The sequence below is a fragment of the Isoptericola sediminis genome, assembly GCF_013085345.1.
Taxonomy (GTDB): Bacteria; Actinomycetota; Actinomycetes; order Actinomycetales; family Cellulomonadaceae; genus Isoptericola; species Isoptericola sediminis.
Genome location: NZ_JABFAJ010000019.1, coordinates 37749 through 57406, shown reverse-complemented (window position 1 = coordinate 57406; position 19658 = coordinate 37749). Strand labels below are relative to the sequence as shown.

The window sequence follows — 19658 nt, the reverse complement described above, 5'->3', positions numbered from 1 at the left end:
GTCGCCAGAGATCGATGCAGCACCGCGGGGAAGCGGTGCACGATGCCCGGCGGTCCGATACCCGGCTCGGTCCAGCCCGCCGACCGACCTCCGTCGGTAGTGTCGCCTGCATGACGTCCACACCTCGGTGGCGCCAGGTCGCCGCCGCCACCGGCCTGCTCTCCGACGACGGGACGATCGCCCAGACGATCTTCGCCGAGATGACGGTGCTGGCGAACCGCACCGGCGCGGTCAACCTCGGCCAGGGCTTCCCCGACGTCGACGGCCCGGACTACGTCAAGGAGGCCGCCAAGGCCGCCATCGACGCCGGTCGCAACCAGTACGCCCCCGGCGACGGCGTGCCCGAGCTCCGCCACGCCATCGCCGACCACCAGCGCCGCCGCTACGGCCTCGACGTCGACCCGGACACCGAGGTCCTGGCCACCACCGGGGCGACCGAGGCGCTCACCGCCGCGATCCTCGCGCTGACCGGGCCGGGCGACGAGGTCATCACCCTGGAGCCGTACTACGACTCCCACGCCGCCGCGATCGCCATGGCCGGCGCCACCCACGTCCCCGTGCCGCTCACCGCCGACCTGCGCCTGGACGCCGACGCCCTGCGCGCCGCGGCGACCGACCGCACGGCGATGATCCTGGTCAACACCCCGCACAACCCGACCGGCACCGTGCTGACGCGCGCCGAGCTGGAGCAGGTCGCCGCCGTCGCCCGCGAGCGCGACACCCTCGTGCTCACCGACGAGGTCTACGAGCACCTGGTGTTCGACGACGCCGTGCACGTCCCGATCGCCACGCTGCCGGGGATGGCCGAGCGAACCCTGACGGTGTCGAGCTCGGGCAAGACGTTCAGCCTCACCGGCTGGAAGGTCGGCTGGATGCACGGCCCCGCGGACCTCATCACGGCGGTGCGCACGCTCAAGCAGTTCATGACCTACACCTCGGGGTCGGCGTTCCAACCGGCGATCGCCCTCGCGCTGGCCGACGAGGAGACCCCGCGCGCCCTGGCGGCCTCCCTGGCGGAACGCCGCGACCTGCTCTGCGCCGGCCTGGAGCGGGCCGGTTTCGACGTCGTCGTCCCGCAGGGCACCTACTTCGTGGTGGCCGACGGCGCGGCGCACATGGAGCGGCTCGGTCTCGAGGACGGCCACGAGCTGTGCCTGCGGCTGCCCGAGCTGGTGGGAGTGGTCGGCGTACCGGTCTCGGCGTTCTGCCGACCCGGGTCGACGGCGGCGCAGACGATGCGCTCCCGGGTGCGGTTCACGTTCGTCAAGCAGCCCGAGGTGCTGCGCGACGGCATCGAGCGGCTGGCCGCGCTGACCCGCTGACCCGAGTCCTGACTCGCCGCGCATCGCCCTGACCCGCGGCACACGGTCCTGACTCGGCAGGGACCGACCCTGACCCCTGCCGAGGTCGTACCTTCCGTCACGTGGTCGTACCCCGCGGGTACGACCACGTGACGGAAGGTACGACCCGGGCGACGTGGCGACTCGGGCGACGTGGCGACCTGAGCGACGCGGCGGCCCGGGACGGGACCGGGCGAGGCGGGGTCAGGCGCCGGCGACGAGCGAGACCGCGACGGCCACCATGATCACCGCGATGACGCCGTCGACGACCCGCCACGCCCCCGGCCGGCGCAGCACCGGAGCCAGCAGGCGGGCTCCGTAGCCCAGCGCGGTGAACCACACGATGCTGGAGAGCACGGCACCGGCGCTGAACAGCCAGCGGTCGTCCCCGTAGGTGGCCGCCACCGATCCCTGCAGGACCACGGTGTCCAGGTAGACGTGCGGGTTGAGCCAGGTCAGCGCGAGGGCCGTCAGCAGCACGGGGCGCAGGCGCCGCCCCTCGTCACCGGACGCGCCGTCGGTGGCAACGCGCAGTCCCTCCTCGCCGCGCAGCGCCCGCCGGGCGGCGAGCGCCCCGTACCCGAGCACGACGGCGGCACCCGCCCAGCGCGCGACGTCGACGATGACGGGGTTGCGCTCGACCAGCGCGCCGAGGCCCGCTCCCCCGGCCGCGTACAGCACGGCGTCGGAGGCGGCGCACACGAGCACCACGACGCCGACGTGCTCGCGGCGCACCCCCTGGCGCAGCACGAACGCGTTCTGGGCGCCGATGGCCAGGATCAGGGACAGCCCGAGGCCGAAACCCGCGAGGAGGACCAGCACACCGGGCACCCGACGAGGACGCCGTCGCTCAGCCGCACACGCCGGGCAGCAGCGACGGGCTGGGCGACGGGCTCGGCGACGGGTCGGAGGTGCCGGGGTTGTCCGCGCTCACGGTGCCGCCCTGGCCACCCCCGCCGGCGCCGTCACCGGACTCGTCGACCGCGCCGTCGGACCCCGCAGACCCGGTGCCCTCGTCGGCGGTGGTCTCCGCCTCGACCACACCGTCCTCGGGCGAGTCGCTCGGCGTGGGTGTGGGCGTGGGCTCGCCGTGCAGCGGGACGTCGTCGGCGAACCGCTGCCACAGGTCGGCCGCCTCGTGGGTCCAGACCACGCGGTTGGCGTCGGTGGGGGCCTCGACCACCGGGACCGACTCGAAGACGATGCTGGACGGGTCGACGTTGCGCAGGCTCCAGGCCAGACCGGCCAGCGCGCTGGGGCTCGCCAGCTCCGGGCTGGTGGACATCGACTTCAGCGACGCCCGCACCATCCGGTACAGCTTCGGGGTGTTGGTGATGAGGTTCTGGTCGAGGACCTCGCGGAGCATGGAGTCCACGAACGCCTGCTGACGCTCGATGCGCCGCAGGTCGCTACCCAGCTCGAGCCCCATGCCCTCGCCCTTGCGCACCCGCAGGAACTGGATCGAGGTCTCACCGTCCAGCACCTGGCGTCCGGCGTCGAGCTCGAGGTCGCTGTACCGCGAGTCGCCGATCACCGGTTCCGGCAGGCACATCGGCACCCCGCCGAGGGCGTCGACGATGTCGACCACGCCGGCCATCTTGACCACGACGTGGTCGTCGATCGTCAGGCCGGTGAGCGACTCGACGGTCAGGAGCGTGCAGGCCGCAGCCGCGGTGAGGTCCTGCTCCGGTCCCCCGCCCAGGGAGAACGCGGTGTTGAACATCGCGTTGCTCTGGGGCGCGGTGGAGCTGCCGTCGGGGCGGGGGCAGGACGGGATGTCCACGAGCGAGTCGCGCGGGATGGAGATCGCCTCGATACGGGTCCGGTCGCCGCTGATGTGCATCACCAGCGTGCTGTCGGAGTGGAACTCGTCCCCGGAGCCGGCGATCGCGGCGTTCTCCGCGTCGCGGTAGTCGGTCCCCATGACCAGGATGTTCCGGTCCTGGCCGGCGAAGGGGTCGCTCGGGTCGGCCGGCTCGTCGGAGGCCGCGGCCACCGGGTCGCGTTCCGGTCGCTGCCGGCCGATCAACGCGTCGACGTCGGAGACCTCGATCTGCGACTTGAGGTCCACGTAGGCGGCGATCGAGGCCGCTCCGACCAGCGCGAGGACCGCGGTCACCCCCAGGGCGACCCAGCGCAGTACTGGGTGCCCGGCAAGGTGTCCGAGATGCCGGGGACTGGATTCCTTCACCCTGTCACCCTAAACCGACGCCTCCTCGCACGGGCGGTCGACGGCGTGTCCCGGGCTCAGGCGAGGTGGACCCACCCGCCACGGCGGAAGGCGGGCGTGGCGAAGGCGAGCACGCAGATCGCCGCGGTCCACGCCCCGAGCATGACCGTGGTCATCGCGACGGCGTCACCGCCGAGGACACCGACGAGCGGCGAGACGGCACCGGCGGTCCCGGCCTGCACGGCGCCGATGACGGCGGCCGCGGACCCGGCCCGCTCACCGTGGCGGGACAGCGCGATCGCCGAGGCGTTGGCGGGGATGAGCCCCTGGAAGGCGAGCACGATCCACAGCAGCGCCAGCAGGCCGAGCAGGCCCCCGAACTCCGTCCGCGCGACCACGACCAGCCCCACGGCGAACACGCCCTGCAGCACCAGCGCGGCCCGCAGCAGGCGGATCGGCGCGACCCGGCGCACCAGGGCGGCGTTGATCTGGGCCGAGACGACCAGGCCGAGACCGTTGAGGGCGAAGAGGAGGGAGAACTGGGTGTGGCTGAGGCCGTAGTACTCCTGGAAGACGAACGGCGAGCCGACGACGTAGCTCATGAGCACGGCCTGGCCGAGGCCGGGCAGGACCGCGAGCCCCATGAAGTGCCGGTCGCGCACCAGGTCCCGGTAGCCGCGCAGCACGCTGCCGGCTCCGCCGGGCTGGCGGCGTGCCGCCGGCAGCGTCTCGGGCATGGCGCGCCAGACGACCACGGCCAGGCTCGCCCCGCCGACCGCGAGGACGGCGAAGACCCAGCGCCAGCCCGCGGCGGCGGCGACCGCGGAGCCGAAGGTCGGCGCGAGCATCGGCGCCACGCCGATGATGAGCATGAGCCGCGACAGGATGCGGGCGGCCTCCGCCCCGACGAAGCGGTCGCGCACCACGGCCATCGCGGCCACGGTGCAGGCGGCGTTGAAGAACCCCTGCAGCAGCCGCAGGACGATGAGTGCCGACATCGTGGGCGCCAGGGCGCACAGCAGCGAGGTCACCACGTGCAGCGCCAGCCCCCACACGAGCGGGGCGCGGCGTCCGAACCGGTCCGAGAGCGGCCCGATGACGAGCTGGCCGGCGGCGCCGCCGATGAGCATCACCGAGACGGACAGCTGGGCGTAGGAGGCCGTGGAGCCGAGGTCGTCGGCGACCTCGGGCAGCGACGGCAGATACATGTCGACCGTGAAGGCCGGCAGGGCCGCGAGAGCACCGAGCATGAGGATCCAGCGGAACGGCGAGCGGGCGCGCTGGAGCACGGTGGTCTTCTCGGGCATGGGCTTCATGCTATCGAAACGATACGACGATCACGAGGGCCGCTCGCCGTGACCCCTCTCACCGCCGATGTCGGCGGTCCGGGGGACGATGACCTCATGTGCGGCCGCTTCGCCTCCTTCACCGACGCCCAGGACCTCGCCGACGAGCTCGCCGTCGCCGAGATCGCGGACGACGCCCGCCTGCTCGGGCCACGCTGGAACGTCGCCCCGACCGACTCGGTGCGCATCGTCGTCGAACGTCCCCGGCGCGAACCCCTGCCCGACGGCGGCACCACCGCCGGGGAGATCACCCGCTCGTTGCAGGTGGCCCGGTGGGGGCTCGTCCCCTCCTGGGCGAAGGACCCCGGGATCGGCGCCCGCATGATCAACGCCCGCCGCGAGACCCTCCTGGAGAAGTCCGCGTTCGCCAAGCCGCTGGGCGTCCGGCGCTGCCTCGTCCCCGCCGACGGGTACTACGAGTGGCGGAGGCTCGAGGCTCCGCCCGGCACCCGCAGGACCCCGAAGCAGGCGTACTGGATCCGGCCCGCCGAGGGTGAGGTCGCCGCCTTCGCGGGGCTCTACGAGTTCTGGCGGGACCCCACCCGCGCCGACGACGACCCCGACCGGTGGCTCGTCTCCACGACCGTCATCACCACCGCGGCGGCGGACGGCCTCGAACGCATCCACGACCGGATGCCGGTGGCCCTGCCGCGGCAGGCGTGGGACGCGTGGCTCGACCCGTCCGTCGACGCCGAGCACGCGAGCGCCCTCCTGGAGAACCCCTCGGCACCGATGCACACCCGGCCGATCGGACCCCGCGTCGGGAACGTCCGGTTCGACGACGAGGGACTCATCGCCCCCGACCCGGAGCCGCGGGACCCCGAGCCGGTGCTGCTCTGAGGCCTCAGCCGGTGTAGGCGCGCTGCAGGCGCACCGGGGTGATCTCCCCCAGGCCCTGGACCTCCCGCGGCGCCTGCGCCGTCAGGGCGTAGCGCGCCGACGAGGCCAGCAGGGCGGCCGTCGGCGGGTCGACGAGCACGGTCGCCGGCTCGGCCAGCTCCGAGATGCGCGAGGCCAGGTTCACGTCCGGGCCGAACACGTCGCCGAACCGCGACAGGACGCGCCCCCAGACGAACCCGACGCGCACGGGGATCTCGTCGGTGGAGTGGGGCGCGGCCAGCCCGAGGGCGCACTCGGCGCCCGTGGCGACGTCGTCGGCGACGAACAGCACGGCGTCCCCGATCGTCTTGACCACGCGACCGCCGGCCTCGGTGATGACGTCCCGGGCGCGGGACTCGAAGAGCTGGACGTACTCGGACAGCTCCTGCGACCCGAGGCCGGCCGTGCGCTTGGTGAAGGACACGATGTCGGCGAACCCGATCGCCCGGCGCAGCGGCAGCTGGTCACCCGGCAGCCGGGCCTCGTTCGAGCTGCCGAACTCGGTGGCGAACCGGCCCATGAGCGCGGCGAGCTGGCGGCGCCAGGCGTGCTCGAGCTGCCGGGCCAGCACGTCGGCGAACCCGGGGATCCGGTCCACCGCGGCCAGGCGCGCGCTGACGTCGTCCAGGGCGTAGCGACGACCCAGGTGCTCGACGAACGCCTCCACCTGCCACAGCGCCAGGCGGTCCGAGGTGTGCCCCAGGGACCGGACGAGGGTCATCTGCGCCTGCTGGTCGAGCTGCCCCTCCTCGATGAGGGTGCCGATCTCGCGCAGCGACTCCATGTCGGCGGCCGTGAAGCGCGCCTCCTCCGGGTGGGTGACCGGCAGACCCAGCCAGCGCCAGTAGTTCTCGACGAACTCCGTGGAGAGCCCCGTCCCCGCCACGAGGTCGGCCAGCGTGTACACCCGCGGCCCGCCCAGGATGGCCTCGTCGGTGCGGCGGGCCGTGTCGGCACGCTCCTGAGCGGTGCGATCACGCGGGTCGGGGGAGGTCTGGCTCGTCACGGGGCCACTGTAACGGGGGTCACCTGTGCGGGACCTGGACGTCCGGGGGCGGTCCGCGCCGGGACTCAGACCGCGCGCAGGTGGTGCACGTCGCCCGCGGTGACGACTCGCTCCCCGGCGGCCGTGGCCAGGACGAGCGCCCCGTCGTCGGCCACCCGGACGGCCTCGCCGTCGACGACGTCGCCACCGCCCGCGAGCTCGGCCCGCACGGCCCGGCCGAGCGTGGCGCTGACCTCGGCGTACTCCCCCGCGAGCCCGGCCTCGACCGCGTCGCCCCCGGCGGCCTCCCAGCGGGCGACCAGCGTGAAGAGCTCCCCCGTGAGCCCGACGAGCAGCTCACCGCGGTCGAGCTCCTGGCCCGCCAGCGCCAACGACGTCGCGGCCGGCACCGGCAGCTCGTCGACGGACTGGTCCACGTTGAGCCCCACGCCCACCACGACGGCGGTGCCCTCGTGGCCCTCCCCGGGGTCGGCCGGGGCGGCGTCCGGCACCACCTCGGCCAGGACACCCGCGACCTTGCGGTGCCGGCCGAGTCCCTCGCACTCCGAGGGGGCCGGCAGCAGCACGTCGTTGGGCCACTTGACCCAGGCCGACACCCCCTCGGCGCGCAGCGTGCGCGCCAGGGCCAGCCCGGTCAGCAGCGGCACCCAGCCGAGCTCGTCGGCCGGGACCTGGGGGCGCAGCAGGAAGGACACCGTCAGCGCCGCCCGCGGCGGCGTCTGCCACGCCCGGCCGGCCCGACCGCGCCCCGCCTGCTGGTGCTCGGCGACGAGCGCCGCGGGGATCTGCGTCCCGGCGCGCGCCCGGGCGACGAGGTCGCTGTTGGTCGACGCAGCGGTCTCCACCAGGTCGACCCGGGCGAGGGGTCCGGTCGGAGCGAGCAGGACGGGTCGCAGCGCGGCGACGTCGAGAGGTGGGCGCGTCATGTCTCCATCGTGGTGCCTCGCGGCGGGTTCTCGGGACCATTCGGGTCGAGTTGTAGGAATCCTCCAAGATCACCGGGGTCGACACGGCCTGTCGCGCATCGCCCCGCGCGCCGGGGAGTCCTAGGGTCGCCAGTGTGAAGACCACTGCCGAGAAGCTCGCCGAGCTCGACCGACGCCGCGCGGCCGCGGTCACCGAGCCCGAGGAGAACGCCCGCACCAAGCAGCACGCGCGCGGCAAGAAGACCGCCCGCGAGCGCATCGACGACCTGCTCGACGAGGGCAGCTTCACCGAGCTGGACGCCCTGGCGATGCACCGCAGCCGCAACTTCGGCATGGACAGCAAGCGCCTGCCCGGCGACGGTGTCGTGGTCGGCCACGGCACCATCGACGGCCGCCAGGTCTGCGTGTTCTCCCAGGACTTCACCGTCTTCGGCGGGTCTCTCGGCGAGGTGCACGGCGAGAAGATCGCCAAGGTCCAGGACCTCGCGCTGCGGATCGGGGTGCCGATCATCGGCATCTCCGACGGCGGCGGGGCCCGCATCCAGGAGGGTGTGGCCGCGCTGACGCAGTTCGCCGAGATGTTCCGCCGCAACGTCGCGGCCTCGGGCGTCGTCCCGCAGATCTCGCTCATCCTCGGGCCGAGCGCCGGCGGCGCCGTGTACTCCCCGGCGCTGACCGACTTCATCGTCATGGCCGACCAGACGTCGAACATGTTCATCACCGGCCCGGACGTCATCAAGACCGTCACCGGCGAGGACGTGGACTTCGAGACGCTCGGCGGTGGCCACACGCACAACGCCACCTCCGGCGTCGCGCACTACCTGGGTGCCGACGAGGACGACGCGATCGACTACGTGCGCCACCTGGTGGGGTACCTGCCGCAGAACAACCTCTCGGACGCGCCCACGTTCCCGCCCGAGGAGGAGACCGCGCTGGAGGCCACGCCGGACGACGAGGCGCTGGACGCGATCGTCCCGGACGGCGACAACCAGCCGTACGACATGCGCACGGTGGTCGAGACGGTCCTGGACCCGGACTCGTTCCTCGAGGTGCAGCCGCTGTACGCGCAGAACGTGCTCGTCGGGTTCGGCCACGTCGAGGGTCAGAGCGTCGGCGTCATCGCCAACCAGCCGCAGTCGATGGCCGGCACCCTGGACATCGCCGCCTCGGAGAAGGCCGCCCGCTTCGTGCGCACCTGCGACGCGTTCAACATCCCGGTGCTGACCTTCGTCGACGTGCCGGGGTTCCTCCCCGGTGTCGGCCAGGAGCACGACGGCATCATCCGCCGCGGCGCCAAGCTCATCTACGCCTACGCCGAGGCGACCGTGCCGCTGGTCACCGTGATCACCCGCAAGGCGTACGGCGGGGCGTACATCGTCATGGGGTCCAAGCAGCTGGGCGCCGACGTCAACCTTGCGTGGCCGACGGCGCAGATCGCCGTCATGGGCGCCTCGGGGGCCGTGAACATCCTGCACCGGCGGGCGCTGAAGACCGCGGCGGCGGACGGGCAGGACGTCGAGGCCGAGCGGACCCGGCTCACCGACGAGTACACCGACGCGATCGTCAACCCGTGGGACGCGGCCGAGCGAGGCTACGTCGACGCGGTGATCCGCCCCTCGGAGACCCGCGTCCAGGTGGTCCGGTCGCTGCGAGCCCTGCGCACCAAGCGCGCCAGCCTGCCGCCGAAGAAGCACGGCAACATCCCCCTGTGAGGGACGTGTCTGAGAAGATCGAGCGATGAGCCACGAGGACGCCACCCACGGACCGGCGCCGCTGGGCGACGTCGACCCGGACCCGATGCACCGCGCCGTGGACTCGCTCGCCGAGGCGCTGCACCGGTACGTCGACGCGGCCGTCGGGGTGCGGGCCGAGTTCGGCGCCACCGAGGCCGACGAGGACCCGCGGATCCTCGCGCTGGAGAACCAGGTCGGCACGCTCAACGCCGCCCTGTTCGACACGCTGCACGACGCGCTGGGGATGCACCCGGACCTGACGACGTCGGTCTGGGAGCCCGAGCCCGGCACGCAGGTCGAGGACGAGTCGGAGGACCTGCCCGAGGGGACGGTCTCCGCGGAGGTGTTCTACCTGGGCTTCGTCGTCGCCGACCCGCCGCCCGGGGCGTCGATGACGCTCGACGGCGTCATCGAGCTGCTCGACGAGGCCGGTCAGGACGCGGCGACCCGGATGACCGAGGGCGGGTACCAGGTGATGGAGTGGGCCGCCTCGCGCGGCCTGGCCCCGGGTTTCGGCAACGACCCCGACGACGAGGAGGACGCATGACCCCCCAGGTACGCGTGGTGCGCGGGGCGCCCGACGATCTCGAGGTCGCCGCGCTCGTGGCCGGTCTGGCGGCCGTGTCGGCGCAGGACGACCTGCCCGACGACGTCGCGCCCGTGGACGAGTGGACCAACCACGCCCGGAACCTGCGCGGCAACGGTGCGGCCACGGCCCGCAGCTTCGGCGGCCGGTCCGGACGCCACAACATGGACGCCTGGCGCTGGAGCTTCCGGTCGTGAGCGTGCGCTGGCAGCAGGTGGACTCGGCCGCCGCCGTCGACGCACCGCTGGGCGACCTGCCGACCCCCGAGCGGCCCGGCTGGCTGCGTCGCTGGCTGTGGGCCCCCGCCCTGGCGGCGAGCGCCGGCGTGTACGCGACGCAGCGCCTGGTCGAGAACCCCTCCGGTGAGCTCGAGCTGGGCCTGATGCTGGCACTGCTCGCCCTGCTCGCGGTCACCGCCGTGGCGGCCCTGGTCCGCTACCGCGACGACCAGCGGCTCGCCCGCGAGACCCGAGGAGTGGAGGCGCTGCGCCGGGACGCCCGGTCGACGACGGGCTCGGTGACGGTCACCGAACGTCCCGTCGGCGACGGCGTCATGCTGCGGGGACTGCTCAGCTACCCCCGCGACGGCGACACGGCCGAGGACACGTGGTCGCTGCTCGTGTCCGACGGCGACCCCCTCGGCCCGCGCCCGGGCGATCCCGTCGCCGTGTGGTGGGCCCCGGGCTCCGACGACGTCGTGGCCCGCTACCACCGCGACTGGGCCGACCAGGTCCGCCGCCGGACCCGCTGATCCCCCGGCCCCTCCCGGCCGCCCGCTAGGTTGGGCGAATGCGTGACCTGCCCTGGGACGGCTGCCCGAACGTCCGTGACCTCGGAGGTCTGGTGACGCCACTGTCACCGACGGGCCGGACGCTGACGGGGCGGGTCGCGCGCGGGCCGCGCCGTGAACGGCTCACGGCGGCGGGCTGGACGGCGGCCCGTGCCTGGGGCGTGCGCACCGTCGTGGACCTGCGCTGCGCCGACGAGGTCGGCCCCCGCGACGGCGACCCCGTGGTCCCGCAGGCGGCGCACGACGGCGTCACGGTGGTGGCGGCACCCACCGAGGACCGCGCCGACCCCGAGTTCCGCCGGACCTGCTTCCCGATCCTCGACTCCCCGGAGTACTGGCCGCACAACTGGCGGATCCTGCCGGACCTCGTGCGCACCGCCCTCGAGGCGGTCGCGGACGCCAGGCCCGGGGTGCTCGTGCACTGCTCCGCGGGACGCGACCGCACGGGCATGATCAGCGCCCTGCTGCTGGGGCACGCGGGTGTCTCCCCGGACGACGTGGCCGACGACTACGCCGCGTCCGTCCGCGCGATGGCGGGCCGACCGTCCCACGCACCGACGGCGGACCGGCAGCAGACGTGGACCACGGCACAGGTGGAGTCCTGGGTGTCACGCACGACGCCGCTCGTCGCCGAGGTGGCGGCACGCACCGAGGAGGCGTTCGACGCCGTCGGCCTCGCGACGGAGCACCGCCGACGGCTCCGCGCGCTGCTCACCGCGACCACGGCGGGGGACGACCGGAGGGAATCCCCTCGACACGCTGGGATAGCCTCGGTCGGGTGACCCACGACACCCTCGGCGCCGCCACCTCGAGCGCCACCGCGCCCCGCACCCCCACCGCCCTCGACGCCGCCGCGGACGCCTACGTCCTGCGGTCCGCCGCGCTCGACCCGATCGCGGCCTCGTTCATGGGCCTGCCCGGGCACGACCACGAGCTGCCGGACTTCTCGCCCGCCGGTCACGAGGCACGTGCCGACCTGGACCGCGCGATCCTGCGCGAGCTCGACGAGCTGGAGGCCGCCGGCGAGGCACCCGTCGACGACGTGGACCGGGTCACCCTGGCGGCGATGCGCGAGCGCATCGGCCTGGGCCTCGAGCTGCACGCCGCGGGCGAGGTGCAGGCGATGCTGAACAACATCGCCTCCCCGGTCCAGGAGCTGCGCGACGTGTTCGACGTCGTCCCCACCGGGACCGTGGAGGCCTGGGAGAACATCGCCGCGCGGCTGAACGCCGTCCCGGAGGCGCTGGCCGGCTACACCGCCTCGCTGCGCTGGAGCGCCGAGCGGGGCCGCGTGGCGGCGATCCGTCAGGTGCGCGCCGCCGTCGGGCAGGCCCGCGACCTCGCGGGTCCGGAGTCGACGTTCACCGCCCTGGTGCGGGGTGACGACGCCGCGCGCGTGCTGGACGACTCGGCCGCCTGCAGCCTCGTGCGGGCCGAGCTGGAGCGGGGTGCCGCCGCCGCGTGCGCGGCCTACGGCGAGCTGGCGGACTTCCTGGAGCACGAGCTCGCACCGCAGGCCCCGGAGCACGACGCCGTGGGCCGCGAGCGCTACGCGCTGGCCTCCCGCGCGTTCCTCGGCGCCACGGTCGACCTGGACGAGACCTACGAGTGGGGGCTGGCCGAGCTGGCCCGCATCGTGGCCGAGCAGGAGGCCGTCGCCCGGGAGATCGCGGGCCCGGACGCGACCGTCACCGACGCCGTCGCGGTGCTGGACGCCGACCCCGAGCGGCAGCTGCACGGCACCGACGCGCTGCGCACCTGGATGCAGACCACGGCCGACGCGGCGATCGAGGCCCTGGCCGGCACGCACTTCGACATCGAGGGCCCGGTCCGGACCGTCGAGTGCCGCATCGCTCCCACCCAGACCGGGGGCATCTACTACACCCCGCCGAGCGACGACTTCTCCCGTCCGGGCCGCATGTGGTGGTCGGTCCCGCCGGGCGTCACGGAGTTCACGACCTGGCGCGAGACGACGACCGTCTACCACGAGGGGGTGCCGGGGCATCACCTGCAGTGCGCCGCGGCGGTGTCCGCGTCGGACACGCTGAACCGGTGGCGCCGCCTGGCCTGCTGGGTCTCCGGCCACGGCGAGGGCTGGGCGCTGTACGCCGAGCGCCTCATGGCCGACCTCGGGCACCTGGACGACCCGGGTGACCGGCTCGGCATGCTCGACGCCCAGCGGCTGCGGGCGGCCCGCGTCGTCCTCGACCTGGGCGTGCACCTGGGCAAGCCGTGCCCGGAGGAGTGGGGCGGCGGCACCTGGGACGCCGAGAAGGCCTGGCACTTCCTGACCTCGAACGCGGACATGGACGCGGACTTCCTGCGCTTCGAGCTGGACCGCTACCTCGGCTGGCCGGGCCAGGCGCCGTCGTACAAGGTCGGCCAGCGGCTGTGGGAGCAGATCCGCGACGAGCACCGCGCGGCGGCCGAGGCCCGGGGCGAGGAGTTCGACCTGCGGGCCTTCCACGCCCGGGCGCTGGGTCTGGGGTCGGTCGGGCTGGACGTGCTGCGCTCCTCGCTCGCCTGACGTGCAGGGGGTCCTCACCGGGTTCGCGATCATCGGGTTCGTCGTCGCGGCGGGCTACGTCGCCGCCCGGCTGCGGATCGGTGGGGTCCACGCCCGGGAGGCGCTGAACCGGGTCGGGTTCTTCATCGCCTCCCCGGCCCTGCTGTTCACGATCGTGGCCGACGCCGACCTGGGCCGGCTGCTGGGGGCCCCACTGCTCGTCCAGCTCGTCGCGGCGCTGACGGCGGCCGGCGCGTTCGTGGTCGTCAACCGCCTCTGGTGGCGGCTGGAGGTCCCCGAGACCGCGATCGGCGCGCTCGGGTCGGGATACGTCAACGCCGGCAACATCGGCCTGCCGGTGGCCGCGTACGTCATCGGCGACGCCACGGCGGTGGTGCCGATCATCGGCCTGCAGCTGCTCGTCGTCTCGCCGCTGGTGCTGCTCCTGCTGGACTCGGCCACCAGCCGACGGGTGTCGCTCGGGTTCGTCCTCAGCCAGCCGGTGCGCAACCCCATCATCCTGGGCGCCCTGGCCGGGGCGGCGGTCTCCCTGACCGGCGTGACGGTCCCCGACGTCGTGCTGGCCCCGCTGGAGATCCTCGGCGGCGCCGCGGTGCCGATGATCCTGCTGGCGTTCGGCATGTCCCTGCACGGCTCGCGGCCGCTGCGCGGCGAGGAGGGCCGGGCGCCCGTGGTCCTGGCGACCGTGCTCAAGGCGCTGGTCATGCCCGCGGTCGCGTTCGCCGTCGCGCGGTTCGGGTTCGGCCTGGACGACGAGGCGGTCGCGACGGCGGTGACGCTCGCGGCCCTCCCGGCGGCGCAGAACATCTACAACTACGCGGCCCGGTTCCGGCGGGGCGAGGTGCTGGCCCGGGACACGGTGCTCATGACGACCCTCGCCTCGCCCGTGGTGATGATCGCCGCGGCCGCCCTGCTCACCTGACGTCGCTCCGGACGTCGTGGGCATGCCATCTGCGGCCCCGCCCCCGACGAGAGCTGCAGATCTCATGCCCACAACGTCGGGGGTGGGGCGGGTAGGGTGCCGAGCGTGACGCGACTCGTCCTGGCCAGCCAGTCCCCCGCCCGCCTCTCCACCCTGCGCAGCGCCGGCGTCGACCCTGCCGTGATGGTGAGCGGCGTCGACGAGGACGCGGTGCTCGCCGCGGCCCGGGAACGCTACCCGGACCTGCCGCCGTCGGACGCCGTGCTCGTCCTCGCCCAGGCCAAGGCCGAGGAGGTGGCCCGCCGGATCGAGGAGGGCGACGCGGGCGACACCGACGGCCTGGTGCTGGGCTGCGACTCGATGCTGGAGATCGACGGCGAGGTCGTCGGCAAGCCGGCCGACGCGGACGAGGCACGCGAGCGCTGGCGCACCATGCGCGGCCGGTCGGGTGTGCTGCACAGCGGCCACTGGGTCGTCGACGCCCGCGACCCGGACGACGGCGGCACCGGCGCGACCATCGGCGCCACGAGCTCGACGACGGTCTGGTTCGCCGACCTCGACGACGAGGAGATCGACGCCTACGTCGCCACCGGCGAGCCGTTGCACGTGGCGGGCGCCTTCACGATCGACGGTCTGGGCGGCCCGTACGTCGAGCGGCTCGAGGGCGACCACCACGGCGTGGTCGGGGTGTCCCTGCCGCTGCTGCGCGAGCTGCTGGCGGAGATCGACGTGCCGTGGCACACCCTGCGCGACGGCACCGGAGCCTGACGAAACCGCCAACGCACGCCCCTCCCCCGGGCCCCCGGACCCCCGGTCCATGTGGGATGTGCACAAACGGCCGTGACCGGCGTTGGCACCCGGCACAGACTTCTCCCCGAGGGCGCGGGGAGTACGGGCTGAGCGGTCGGTGCGCGTTACCGTGAGCCGTGCCCTCCATCAGCAAGGTCCTCATCGCCAACCGTGGTGAGATCGCCGTCCGCATCGCCCGTGCCTGCGCCGACGCCGGCATCGCCTCCGTCGCGGTCTACGCCGACCCGGACCGGCAGGCGCTGCACGCCCGGCTCGCCGACGAGGCGTTCGCGTTGAACGGCGCTCGCGCCGCCGACACCTACCTGGACGTCGACAAGCTGCTCGACGTCGCGCGCCGCTCGGGCGCCGACGCCGTCCACCCGGGCTACGGGTTCCTGTCGGAGAACGCCGGCTTCGCCCAGGCGGTCCTCGACGCCGGGCTCACCTGGATCGGCCCGCCGCCCGCCGCGATCGAGTCGCTCGGCGACAAGGTCAGCGCCCGGCACATCGCCCAGCGGGCGGGCGCCCCGCTCGTCCCCGGCACCGCCGACCCGGTGGCGGACGCCGCCGAGGTGCGCGCCTTCGCGGCCGAGCACGGCCTGCCCATCGCCATCAAGGCGGCCTACGGCGGCGGTGGCCGCGGCCTGAAGGTCGCCCGCACCGACGACGAGATCGAGGAGCTGTACGACTCCGCGGTGCGCGAGGCCGTGGCGGCCTTCGGCCGCGGCGAGTGCTTCGTCGAGCGCTACCTCGACCGTCCCCGGCACGTGGAGACGCAGTGCCTGGCCGACGCGCACGGCAACGTCGTGGTGGTCTCCACCCGCGACTGCTCGCTGCAGCGCCGCCACCAGAAGCTGGTCGAGGAGGCCCCCGCCCCGTTCCTGACCCCGGAGCAGGAGGCCGAGCTCGACCGCGCCTCGCGCGCCATCCTGCGCGAGGCCGGGTACGTCGGGGCCGGCACGTGCGAGTTCCTCGTGGGCACCGACGGCACGCTGTCGTTCCTCGAGGTCAACACCCGCCTGCAGGTCGAGCACCCGGTGACCGAGGAGGTCACGGGCATCGACCTGGTGCGCGAGCAGCTCCGGATCGCCGACGGCGAGGAGCTCGGCTACGACGGCACCACGGTGCGCGGCCACAGCCTCGAGTTCCGCATCAACGGCGAGGACCCGGCCGCCGGGTTCCTGCCGGCCCCGGGCACCGTGTCCACGCTGCGCTGGCCCTCCGGGCCGGGCGTGCGCGTCGACACCGGCGTCGTCGAGGGCGACAGCATCTCCGGGCTGTTCGACTCGATGATCGCCAAGCTGATCGTGACCGGCGCGAACCGCACGCAGGCCGTCCAGCGCGCGCGTCGCGCCCTGCGCGAGCTCGAGGTCGCCGGCATCCCGACGGTGGTCCCGTTCCACCGTGCGGTGCTGGAGGCGACCGACTTCGTCCCGGCCGCCGGCGAGGACGCCACCGCCGACGACTTCGCCGTGCACACCCGGTGGATCGAGACGGACTTCGCGGGCGAGCTCTCGTCCCTCTCCACCGCCGCCCCGGCACCCGCCGCCGACGGCGAGGAGGCGGTCGAGGAGGCCCCCGAGCGCGTCGTCGTCGAGGTCGGCGGTCGCCGGCTCGAGGTCGTGCTGCCGGCGGGTCTGGGCATGGCCGCGGGCCGCGCCCGGCGCGCCGACGCCGCCCGTCCGGCACGCCGCGCGCGCCGCAACGGCCGTGCCGCGGGCGGCGGCAACGCCGGCACGACCCTCGCCTCCCCGATGCAGGGCACCATCGTCAAGGTCGCGGTGACCGAGGGCGACGAGGTGGCCGAGGGCGACCTCGTCGTCGTGCTCGAGGCGATGAAGATGGAGCAGCCCATCACGGCCCACCGGGCCGGCATCGTCACCGCGCTGACCCTGGAACCGGGCGTCGGCGTGTCCGCGGGCACGGCCATCTGCGAGATCTCCTGACCCGTGCGCCCCGTGCTGCCAGGTCCTGCGCACCACCGACACCCCGGTGACGGCTGGGTGACCTGCGGCGACCACCGCCACTGGGGGCTGCACGGGGCCGCCGGGCTGTTCCTCGTGCGCCACGACGTCAGCGCCTCCGGCGAGGTGACCGACGTCGTGCTGCAGCACCGGGCCACGTGGTCCCACGAGGGCGGCACCTGGGGCATCCCGGGCGGAGCCGTCCACCCGACCGAGTCCCCCGAGGCGGGTGCCCTGCGCGAGGCCGCCGAGGAGGCCGGGATCGACCCGGCCGGGGTGCTCGTCGTCGGCGAGCACGTGCTCGACCACGGGGTGTGGACCTACACCACCGTGGTCGGTCACGTGGCCGACGGCGTCGAGCTGGTCCCGGCGGCGACCGACCACGAGAGCATCGAGGTGGCCTGGGTCCCGGTCCCGGCCCTGGCCGAGCTGCCGCTGCACCCCGCGTTCGCCGAGGCCGTGCCGCGCCTGCTCGCGATAGCCTCCCGAGGGTGAACCCGACCTCGCGCGACCGGCACCTGCTCGTGCTGCTCGCGCTGGTCACGGCCGTGGTCGCCGAGCTCGTCCGGGCGAGCGGACCGCTGCTCGACCGCGCCCTGGCCGACGGCGTCGCCACGGCATCGGTCGCCGCGGTGGTCACGTACCTCGCGCCGACGGTCGTCGTCGCCGCGCTGACCCTCGGCCGGCCGGTCACGGGGCGCACCGTGCTGGTCGCGGTGTCCGTGCTGGTGGCCGCGCGCCTCGCCCTCGAGCTGCTCGGGACGCGGATCGCCGCCGTGCCGCTGGCCCCCGAGCTGGGCGTGGTCCGGTTCTACGGCGGGCTGGGCACCGTCGCCCTCGGCCTCGGCACGCTCGTCCTGGTCGCCGCGCTCGCCTCCGGGACCCCGCCCGCGGCCGCCGGCACCGGGCAGGACCGCGGCGGCGCGCCGGGTTCCCTCGTGGCCCGCGGCGTGACGCTGGGTCTGCTCGGCTCCGCCGCCGTGCTCGTGCTGCTGGACACCTGGGACGCCGTCTGGCGCGCGGACGTGGCGGGCTGGACCGTCACGGCCGCTCTCGGCGCCGGAGCCCTGTGGACCGCGGTGCGCCTGCGCCGCGGCCCGGCACGGCCGGGCGCCCGGGGGCTGTGGCTGCTCGGGCCGTTCGTCGCCCTCGGGGTGCAGTCGTTCGCGAACCCGGCGTTCGTCGCCGCGACCACCGAGCTGCCGATGGCGGCCGCGGCGGCCGGCACGGCTCTCGCAGCCCTCGCGGTCGGGATCGCGCTGTCCGTGCACCGCCCCGTCGTCGGGCCGTGGGCGTCCGCCGTGACCTTCGTCGGCGGCACCTGGCTGCTGTTCCTCACCGTGCCCCGCCTCGCCGACCCGCCGATGGTCTGGTCGGTGACGTTGCTTCTCGTGGCGGCGGTGCTGCCCGCTGCCGGGGCCCGGACGCTGACCGCCGCGTGGTCGCGACCGGCCCGGGACCTCGGCGGCCGGCGGCTGGTCGGGGTCACGGCGGCCACCGGCCTGGGCACGGCGCTGCCCCTGCTGCTCTACCAGGTGCACTTCGACGTCCCCCTGCCGGTGCCCGCGGGCCTGGTGCCCGTGGTCACGGCCGCGACGGTCGCCCTGCCCTCCCTCATCGGCTCACGCCGGCTGGCCCGCCTGACCCCGACCGCGGGGCCTCTGCTCACCGGTGCGGTGGCCGCGCTGGCGGTGGTCGGCGTCGTGGTGACGGCCACCGCGGACACGGGCCGCGACGGTGCGCCCGGTCCCGGCCCGGCGGACCGCGGGCAGCTCACCGTGCTGTCCTGGAACGTGCACTACGGCGTCAGCGCCGACCCGTCGGTGCGCCTCGGCGAGATGGCCGAGGTCATCCGCTCCTCCGGCGCCGACGTCGTCGCCCTGCAGGAGGTCTCCCGCGGCTGGGTGGTCGGCGGCGGGGCCGACATGCTGACCTTCCTGGCCCACGAGACGGGCCTGGAGCACGCGTTCGTCCCCGCGGCGGACCGACGGTTCGGCAACGCCCTGCTGTGGGACCCGGCCCGCGTCACGGCGAGCGACGTGGAGCGCGTCGAGCTGCCGTACGGGGAGGGCCCGCAGGACCGGTCCGCGCTGGCCGCGACGTTCCGTCCACTCGACACGGCCGGGCCGGCGAGCACCGAGCAGGTCCGCGTCGTGGTCACGCACCTGCAGCACCGCGAGGAGAACGGGGCGACCCGGCGCGACCAGCTCGAGACCCTCGTCGCCGCCGAGCCGGTCGACGGCCCCTACCTGCTGGCCGGCGACCTGAACGCCGAACCGGGCTGGCCCGAGCTCGAGGTCCTCGCCGACGCCGGGCTGGTCAGTGCCCAGGACGCCGCCGGCGACCCGGCCGCACTGACCTCGCCGGCCGCTGCTCCCCGCTACCGCGTGGACTGGGTCTTCGTCTCCGCGGACCTGACCGTCACGTCGTTCGAGGTGCTGGACGTCGTCGCCTCCGACCACCGGCCGCTCCTGGTGACCGTCGAGGGCGCCGACGGGACGGCGGGCTAGAGGTTCCCGGCCGAGGCGAGACGGGGCCCGCCCGAGCCGAGCGGTGCTGCCGGGTGATGTCGACCCTAGAAGTCCTGCGGAGCCCGGCGTACTGTGATAAAGGGAATCCGCATCGACGCAACGGGGGCGTCGGCCGGGTCCGGGGACGCCCAGGTATCAGCGGTTCCCTG

General features: G+C 74.5%; 18 protein-coding genes. 13 read left to right on the top strand and 5 right to left on the bottom strand.

Translation table 11 applies throughout. The annotated features are described in order from the left end of the window. Nucleotides 1–110 precede the first annotated feature (110 nt). The gene (locus tag HLI28_RS10475; protein WP_171247468.1) at nt 111–1322 is read left to right on the top strand and encodes an aminotransferase class I/II-fold pyridoxal phosphate-dependent enzyme; all 1212 of its coding nucleotides are present in this window, start codon (nt 111–113) and stop codon (nt 1320–1322) included. 222 nt (nt 1323–1544) lie between these two features. Here HLI28_RS10475 and HLI28_RS10470 read toward each other — a convergent pair whose 3' ends face one another. The 3 genes from HLI28_RS10470 to HLI28_RS10460 are packed head-to-tail and all read right to left on the bottom strand — an operon-like array spanning nt 1545 to nt 4817. After that, the gene (locus tag HLI28_RS10470; RefSeq protein ID WP_171247467.1) at nt 1545–2162 is read right to left on the bottom strand and encodes a LysE family transporter; all 618 of its coding nucleotides are present in this window, start codon (nt 2160–2162) and stop codon (nt 1545–1547) included. A 28-nt stretch (nt 2163–2190) separates the two neighbouring features. Next, nucleotides 2191–3531, bottom strand: a complete 1341-nt coding sequence (locus HLI28_RS10465) for an LCP family protein (protein WP_343035788.1) — start codon at nt 3529–3531, stop codon at nt 2191–2193. Between the two features lie 56 nt (nt 3532–3587). Next, nucleotides 3588–4817: a multidrug effflux MFS transporter gene (locus tag HLI28_RS10460; protein ID WP_171247466.1), complete on the bottom strand. Its 1230-nt coding sequence runs from the start codon at nt 4815–4817 to the stop codon at nt 3588–3590. 96 nt (nt 4818–4913) lie between these two features. On the opposite strand from HLI28_RS10460, the gene HLI28_RS10455 reads away from it, so the two are divergent. Then, nucleotides 4914–5696, top strand: coding sequence for an SOS response-associated peptidase (locus HLI28_RS10455; protein ID WP_171247465.1), 783 nt, complete (start codon nt 4914–4916; stop codon nt 5694–5696). 4 nt (nt 5697–5700) lie between these two features. Here HLI28_RS10455 and HLI28_RS10450 read toward each other — a convergent pair whose 3' ends face one another. Both HLI28_RS10450 and HLI28_RS10445 read right to left on the bottom strand, forming a co-directional pair. Next, a complete protein-coding gene (locus HLI28_RS10450; RefSeq protein WP_171247464.1) occupies nt 5701–6741 on the bottom strand; it encodes an adenylate/guanylate cyclase domain-containing protein in 1041 nt (346 codons plus the stop codon). A gap of 65 nt (nt 6742–6806) precedes the next feature. Continuing rightward, complete coding sequence (locus HLI28_RS10445) at nt 6807–7667, bottom strand: biotin--[acetyl-CoA-carboxylase] ligase (protein ID WP_171247463.1); 861 nt, start codon at nt 7665–7667, stop codon at nt 6807–6809. Nucleotides 7668–7801: 134 nt separating this feature from the next. On the opposite strand from HLI28_RS10445, the gene HLI28_RS10440 reads away from it, so the two are divergent. The 11 genes from HLI28_RS10440 (at nt 7802) to HLI28_RS15970 (ending at nt 19488) form a co-directional block, all read left to right on the top strand. Then, nucleotides 7802–9379, top strand: coding sequence for an acyl-CoA carboxylase subunit beta (locus tag HLI28_RS10440; RefSeq protein ID WP_343035787.1), 1578 nt, complete (start codon nt 7802–7804; stop codon nt 9377–9379). A gap of 25 nt (nt 9380–9404) precedes the next feature. Further along, nucleotides 9405–9947 carry a hypothetical protein gene (locus HLI28_RS10435; RefSeq protein WP_171247462.1) on the top strand — a complete coding sequence of 181 codons (543 nt, stop codon included), beginning with the start codon at nt 9405–9407 and terminating at the stop codon, nt 9945–9947. Next, a complete protein-coding gene (locus tag HLI28_RS10430) occupies nt 9944–10183 on the top strand; it encodes an acyl-CoA carboxylase epsilon subunit (protein ID WP_171247461.1) in 240 nt (79 codons plus the stop codon). The genes HLI28_RS10435 and HLI28_RS10430 overlap by 4 nt, the downstream gene beginning before the upstream one ends. After that, nucleotides 10180–10737, top strand: a complete 558-nt coding sequence (locus HLI28_RS10425) for a hypothetical protein (RefSeq protein ID WP_171247460.1) — start codon at nt 10180–10182, stop codon at nt 10735–10737. The genes HLI28_RS10430 and HLI28_RS10425 overlap by 4 nt, the downstream gene beginning before the upstream one ends. 38 nt (nt 10738–10775) lie before the next feature. Then, nucleotides 10776–11558, top strand: coding sequence for a tyrosine-protein phosphatase (locus tag HLI28_RS10420; protein WP_171247459.1), 783 nt, complete (start codon nt 10776–10778; stop codon nt 11556–11558). Continuing rightward, nucleotides 11555–13303, top strand: coding sequence for a DUF885 family protein (locus HLI28_RS10415; protein WP_171247458.1), 1749 nt, complete (start codon nt 11555–11557; stop codon nt 13301–13303). Before HLI28_RS10420 ends, HLI28_RS10415 begins: the two co-directional genes overlap by 4 nt. Nucleotide 13304: 1 nt before the next feature. Beyond that, nucleotides 13305–14225 carry an AEC family transporter gene (locus tag HLI28_RS10410; RefSeq protein ID WP_171247457.1) on the top strand — a complete coding sequence of 307 codons (921 nt, stop codon included), beginning with the start codon at nt 13305–13307 and terminating at the stop codon, nt 14223–14225. A 105-nt stretch (nt 14226–14330) separates the two neighbouring features. Then, nucleotides 14331–14993: a Maf family nucleotide pyrophosphatase gene (locus tag HLI28_RS10405; RefSeq protein WP_171247456.1), complete on the top strand. Its 663-nt coding sequence runs from the start codon at nt 14331–14333 to the stop codon at nt 14991–14993. Between the two features lie 158 nt (nt 14994–15151). Beyond that, complete coding sequence (locus HLI28_RS10400) at nt 15152–16960, top strand: ATP-binding protein (RefSeq protein ID WP_171247455.1); 1809 nt, start codon at nt 15152–15154, stop codon at nt 16958–16960. 12 nt (nt 16961–16972) lie between these two features. Beyond that, complete coding sequence (locus tag HLI28_RS10395) at nt 16973–17473, top strand: NUDIX domain-containing protein (RefSeq protein ID WP_343035785.1); 501 nt, start codon at nt 16973–16975, stop codon at nt 17471–17473. Further along, nucleotides 17470–19488, top strand: coding sequence for an endonuclease/exonuclease/phosphatase family protein (locus tag HLI28_RS15970; RefSeq protein WP_171247454.1), 2019 nt, complete (start codon nt 17470–17472; stop codon nt 19486–19488). The genes HLI28_RS10395 and HLI28_RS15970 overlap by 4 nt, the downstream gene beginning before the upstream one ends. Nucleotides 19489–19658 lie beyond the last annotated feature (170 nt).

Excerpts from the sequence above, each read along its gene's own strand:
- HLI28_RS10475 (WP_171247468.1), top strand. The coding sequence starts at position 111 with ATGACGTCCACACCTCGGTGGCGCCAGGTCGCCGCCGCCACCGGCCTG.
- HLI28_RS10460 (WP_171247466.1), bottom strand. The coding sequence starts at position 4,817 with ATGCCCGAGAAGACCACCGTGCTCCAGCGCGCCCGCTCGCCGTTCCGC.
- HLI28_RS10455 (WP_171247465.1), top strand. The coding sequence starts at position 4,914 with ATGTGCGGCCGCTTCGCCTCCTTCACCGACGCCCAGGACCTCGCCGAC.
- HLI28_RS10445 (WP_171247463.1), bottom strand. The coding sequence starts at position 7,667 with ATGACGCGCCCACCTCTCGACGTCGCCGCGCTGCGACCCGTCCTGCTC.
- HLI28_RS10435 (WP_171247462.1), top strand. The coding sequence starts at position 9,405 with ATGAGCCACGAGGACGCCACCCACGGACCGGCGCCGCTGGGCGACGTC.
- HLI28_RS10430 (WP_171247461.1), top strand. The coding sequence starts at position 9,944 with ATGACCCCCCAGGTACGCGTGGTGCGCGGGGCGCCCGACGATCTCGAG.
- HLI28_RS10420 (WP_171247459.1), top strand. The coding sequence starts at position 10,776 with ATGCGTGACCTGCCCTGGGACGGCTGCCCGAACGTCCGTGACCTCGGA.